The 3535-nt window shown below is 43.4% G+C and carries 6 protein-coding genes and 1 pseudogene; 3 read left to right on the forward strand and 4 right to left on the reverse strand.

Going from position 1 to position 3535, the window contains the following annotated elements; all coding sequences use genetic code 11:
* The first annotated feature begins 231 nt into the window (after positions 1 to 231).
* Complete coding sequence (locus ACWPVE_RS03810) at positions 232 to 426, forward strand: YlcI/YnfO family protein (protein ID WP_001421937.1); 195 nt, start codon at positions 232 to 234, stop codon at positions 424 to 426.
* A gap of 164 nt (positions 427 to 590) precedes the next feature.
* On the opposite strand, the gene ybcW is transcribed toward ACWPVE_RS03810, so the two are convergent.
* The gene (gene ybcW, locus ACWPVE_RS03815) at positions 591 to 797 is read right to left on the reverse strand and encodes a protein YbcW (protein WP_001031427.1); all 207 of its coding nucleotides are present in this window, start codon (positions 795 to 797) and stop codon (positions 591 to 593) included.
* A 285-nt stretch (positions 798 to 1082) separates the two neighbouring features.
* On the opposite strand from ybcW, the gene ACWPVE_RS03820 reads away from it, so the two are divergent.
* On the forward strand, positions 1083 to 1493 hold the full coding sequence (locus ACWPVE_RS03820; RefSeq protein ID WP_012775990.1) for a DUF1398 domain-containing protein: 411 nt from the start codon (positions 1083 to 1085) through the stop codon (positions 1491 to 1493).
* Between the two features lie 289 nt (positions 1494 to 1782).
* Positions 1783 to 2076: a serum resistance lipoprotein Bor gene (bor, locus tag ACWPVE_RS03825; protein ID WP_000738492.1), complete on the forward strand. Its 294-nt coding sequence runs from the start codon at positions 1783 to 1785 to the stop codon at positions 2074 to 2076.
* 31 nt (positions 2077 to 2107) lie between these two features.
* Here the strand turns inward: bor and rzpD are convergent, their stop codons facing one another.
* From rzpD to ACWPVE_RS03840, 3 genes and pseudogenes are all read right to left on the reverse strand, one after another.
* Entirely contained in the window at positions 2108 to 2569 is a 462-nt protein-coding gene (rzpD, locus tag ACWPVE_RS03830) for a prophage endopeptidase RzpD (protein WP_000092275.1), read from the reverse strand.
* Positions 2566 to 3042: a glycoside hydrolase family 24 protein gene (locus ACWPVE_RS03835; protein WP_000229403.1), complete on the reverse strand. Its 477-nt coding sequence runs from the start codon at positions 3040 to 3042 to the stop codon at positions 2566 to 2568. Before ACWPVE_RS03835 ends, rzpD begins: the two co-directional genes overlap by 4 nt.
* Positions 3026 to 3349: pseudogene (locus ACWPVE_RS03840) on the reverse strand (phage holin, lambda family). The gene ACWPVE_RS03835 and the pseudogene ACWPVE_RS03840 overlap by 17 nt, the downstream one beginning before the upstream one ends.
* Between the last annotated feature and the right edge of the window lie 186 nt (positions 3350 to 3535).

The following is a 3535-nucleotide window of genomic DNA, read 5'->3' on the forward strand; positions in this document are numbered from 1 at the left end:
TTACGGTTCACTACTCACGACGATGTTTTTTTTGGTACCTTTTTTTTCACCGGAAAGGACCCGTAAAGTGATAATGATTATCATCTACATATCACAACGTGCGTGGAGGCCATCAAACCACGTCAAATAATCAATTATGACGCAGGTATCGTATTAATTGATCTGCATCAACTTAACGTAAAAACAACTTCAGACAATACAAATCAGCGACACTGAATACGGGGCAACCTCATGTCAACGAAGAACAGAACCCGCAGAACAACAACCCGCAACATCCGCTTTCCTAACCAAATGATTGAACAAATTAACATCGCTCTTGAGCAAAAAGGGTCCGGGAATTTCTCAGCCTGGGTCATTGAAGCCTGCCGTCGGAGACTAACGTCAGAAAAGAGAGCATATACATCAATTAAAAGTGATGAAGAATGAACATCCCGCGTTCTTCCCTCCGAACAGGACGATATTGTAAATTCACTTAATTACGAGGGCATTGCAGTAATTGAGTTGCAGTTTTACCACTTTCCTGACAGTGACAGACTGCGTGTTGGCTCTGTCACAGACTAAATAGTTTGAATGATTAGCAGTTATGGTGATCAGTCAACCACCAGGGAATAATCCTTCATATTATTATCGTGCTTCACCAACGCTGCCTCAATTGCTCTGAATGCTTCCAGAGACACCTTATGTTCTATACATGCAATTACAACATCAGGGTAACTCATAGAAATGGTGCTATTAAGCATATTTTTTACACGAATCAGATCCACGGAGGGATCATCAGCAGATTGTTCTTTATTCATTTTGTCGCTCCATGCGCTTGCTCTTCATCTAGCGGTTAAAATATTACTTCAAATCTTTCTGTATGAAGATTTGAGCACGTTGGCCTTACATACATCTGTCGGTTGTATTTCCCTCCAGAATGCCAGCAGGACCGCACTTTGTTACGCAACCAATACTATTAAGTGAAAACATTCCTAATATTTGACATAAATCATCAACAAAACACAAGGAGGTCAGACCAGATTGAAACGATAAAAACGATAATGCAAACTACGCGCCCTCGTATCACATGGAAGGTTTTACCAATGGCTCAGGTTGCCATTTTTAAAGAAATATTCGATCAAGTGCGAAAAGATTTAGACTGTGAATTGTTTTATTCTGAACTAAAACGTCACAACGTCTCACATTATATTTACTATCTAGCCACAGATAATATTCACATCGTGTTAGAAAACGATAACACCGTGTTAATAAAAGGACTTAAAAAGGTTGTAAATGTTAAATTCTCAAGAAACACGCATCTTATAGAAACGTCCTATGATAGGTTGAAATCAAGAGAAATCACATTTCAGCAATACAGGGAAAATCTTGCTAAAGCAGGAGTTTTCCGATGGGTTACAAATATCCATGAACATAAAAGATATTACTATACCTTTGATAATTCATTACTATTTACTGAGAGCATTCAGAACACTACACAAATCTTTCCACGCTAAATCATAACGTCCGGTTTCTTCCGTGTCAGCACCGGGGCGTTGGCATAATGCAATACGTGTACGCGCTAAACCCTGTGTGCATCGTTTTAATTATTCCCGGACACTCCCGCAGAGAAGTTCCCCGTCAGGGCTGTGGACATAGTTAATCCGGGAATACAATGACGATTCATCGCACCTGACATACATTAATAAATATTAACAATATGAAATTTCAACTCATTGTTTAGGGTTTGTTTAATTTTCTACACATACGATTCTGCGAACTTCAAAAAGCATCGGGAATAACACCATGAAAAAAATGCTACTCGCTACTGCGCTGGCCCTGCTTATTACAGGATGTGCTCAACAGACGTTTACTGTTCAAAACAAACCGGCAGCAGTAGCACCAAAGGAAACCATCACCCATCATTTCTTCGTTTCTGGAATTGGGCAGAAGAAAACTGTCGATGCAGCCAAAATTTGTGGCGGCGCAGAAAATGTTGTTAAAACAGAAACCCAGCAAACATTCGTAAATGGATTGCTCGGTTTTATTACTTTAGGCATTTATACTCCGCTGGAAGCGCGTGTGTATTGCTCACAATAATTGCATGAGTTGCCCATCGATATGGGCAACTCTATCTGCACTGCTCATTAATATACTTCTGGGTTCCTTCCAGTTGTTTTTGCATAGTGATCAGCCTCTCTCTGAGGGTGAAATAATCCCGTTCAGCGGTGTCTGCCAGTCGGGGGGAGGCTGCATTATCCACGCCGGAGGCGGTGGTGGCTTCACGCACTGACTGACAGACTGCTTTGATGTGCAACCGACGACGACCAGCGGCAACATCATCACGCAGAGCATCATTTTCAGCTTTAGCATCAGCTAACTCCTTCGTGTATTTTGCATCGAGCGCAGCAACATCACGCTGACGCATCTGCATGTCAGTAATTGCCGCGTTCGCCAGCTTCAGTTCTCTGGCATTTTTGTCGCGCTGGGCTTTGTAGGTAATGGCGTTATCACGGTAATGATTAACAGCCCATGACAGGCAGACGATGATGCAGATAACCAGAGCGGAGATAATCGCGGTGACTCTGCTCATACATCAATCTCTCTGACCGTTCCGCCCGCTTCTTTGAATTTTGCAATCAGGCTGTCAGCCTTATGCTCGAACTGACCATAACCAGCGCCCGGCAGTGAAGCCCAGATATTGCTGCAACGGTCGATTGCCTGACGGATATCACCACGATCAATCATAGGTAAAGCGCCACGCTCCTTAATCTGCTGCAATGCCACAGCGTCCTGACTTTTCGGAGAGAAGTCTTTCAGGCCAAGCTGCTTGCGGTAGGCATCCCACCAACGGGAAAGAAGCTGGTAGCGTCCGGCGCCTGTTGATTTGAGTTTTGGGTTTAGCGTGACAAGTTTGCGAGGGTGATCGGAGTAATCAGTAAATAGCTCTCCGCCTACAATGACGTCATAACCATGATTTCTGGTTTTCTGACGTCCGTTATCAGTTCCCTCCGACCACGCCAGCATATCGAGGAACGCCTTACGTTGATTATTGATTTCTACCATCTTCTACTCCGGCTTTTTTAGCAGCGAAGCGTTTGATAAGCGAACCAATCGAGTCAGTACCGATGTAGCCGATAAACACGCTCGTTATATAAGCGAGATTGCTACTTAGTCCGGCGAAGTCGAGAAGGTCACGAATGAACTAGGCGATAATGGCGCACATCGTTGCGTCGATTACTGTTTTTGTAAACGCACCGCCATTATATCTGCCGCGAAGGTACGCCATTGCAAACGCAAGGATTGCCCCGATGCCTTGTTCCTTTGCCGCGAGAATGGCGGCCAACAGGTCATGTTTTTCTGGCATCTTCATGTCTTACCCCCAATAAGGGGATTTGCTCTATTTAATTAGGAATAAGGTCGATTACTGATAGAACAAATCCAGGCTACTGTGTTTAGTAATCAGATTTGTTCGTGACCGATATGCACGGGCAAAACGGCAGGAGGTTGTTAGCGCAAAAAAAAAATTCCAAAAAAAAAATTCCAAAAAAAAAAGCTA

This window comes from Bacillus nitroreducens (assembly GCF_964021195.1).

What these genes read in the sequence shown, in the direction of transcription:
- ACWPVE_RS03810 (WP_001421937.1), top strand. Translation starts at nt 232, where the DNA reads ATGTCAACGAAGAACAGAACCCGCAGAACAACAACCCGCAACATCCGC.
- ybcW (WP_001031427.1), bottom strand. Translation starts at nt 797, where the DNA reads ATGAATAAAGAACAATCTGCTGATGATCCCTCCGTGGATCTGATTCGT.
- ACWPVE_RS03820 (WP_012775990.1), top strand. Translation starts at nt 1,083, where the DNA reads ATGGCTCAGGTTGCCATTTTTAAAGAAATATTCGATCAAGTGCGAAAA.
- bor (WP_000738492.1), top strand. Translation starts at nt 1,783, where the DNA reads ATGAAAAAAATGCTACTCGCTACTGCGCTGGCCCTGCTTATTACAGGA.
- rzpD (WP_000092275.1), bottom strand. Translation starts at nt 2,569, where the DNA reads ATGAGCAGAGTCACCGCGATTATCTCCGCTCTGGTTATCTGCATCATC.
- ACWPVE_RS03835 (WP_000229403.1), bottom strand. Translation starts at nt 3,042, where the DNA reads ATGGTAGAAATCAATAATCAACGTAAGGCGTTCCTCGATATGCTGGCG.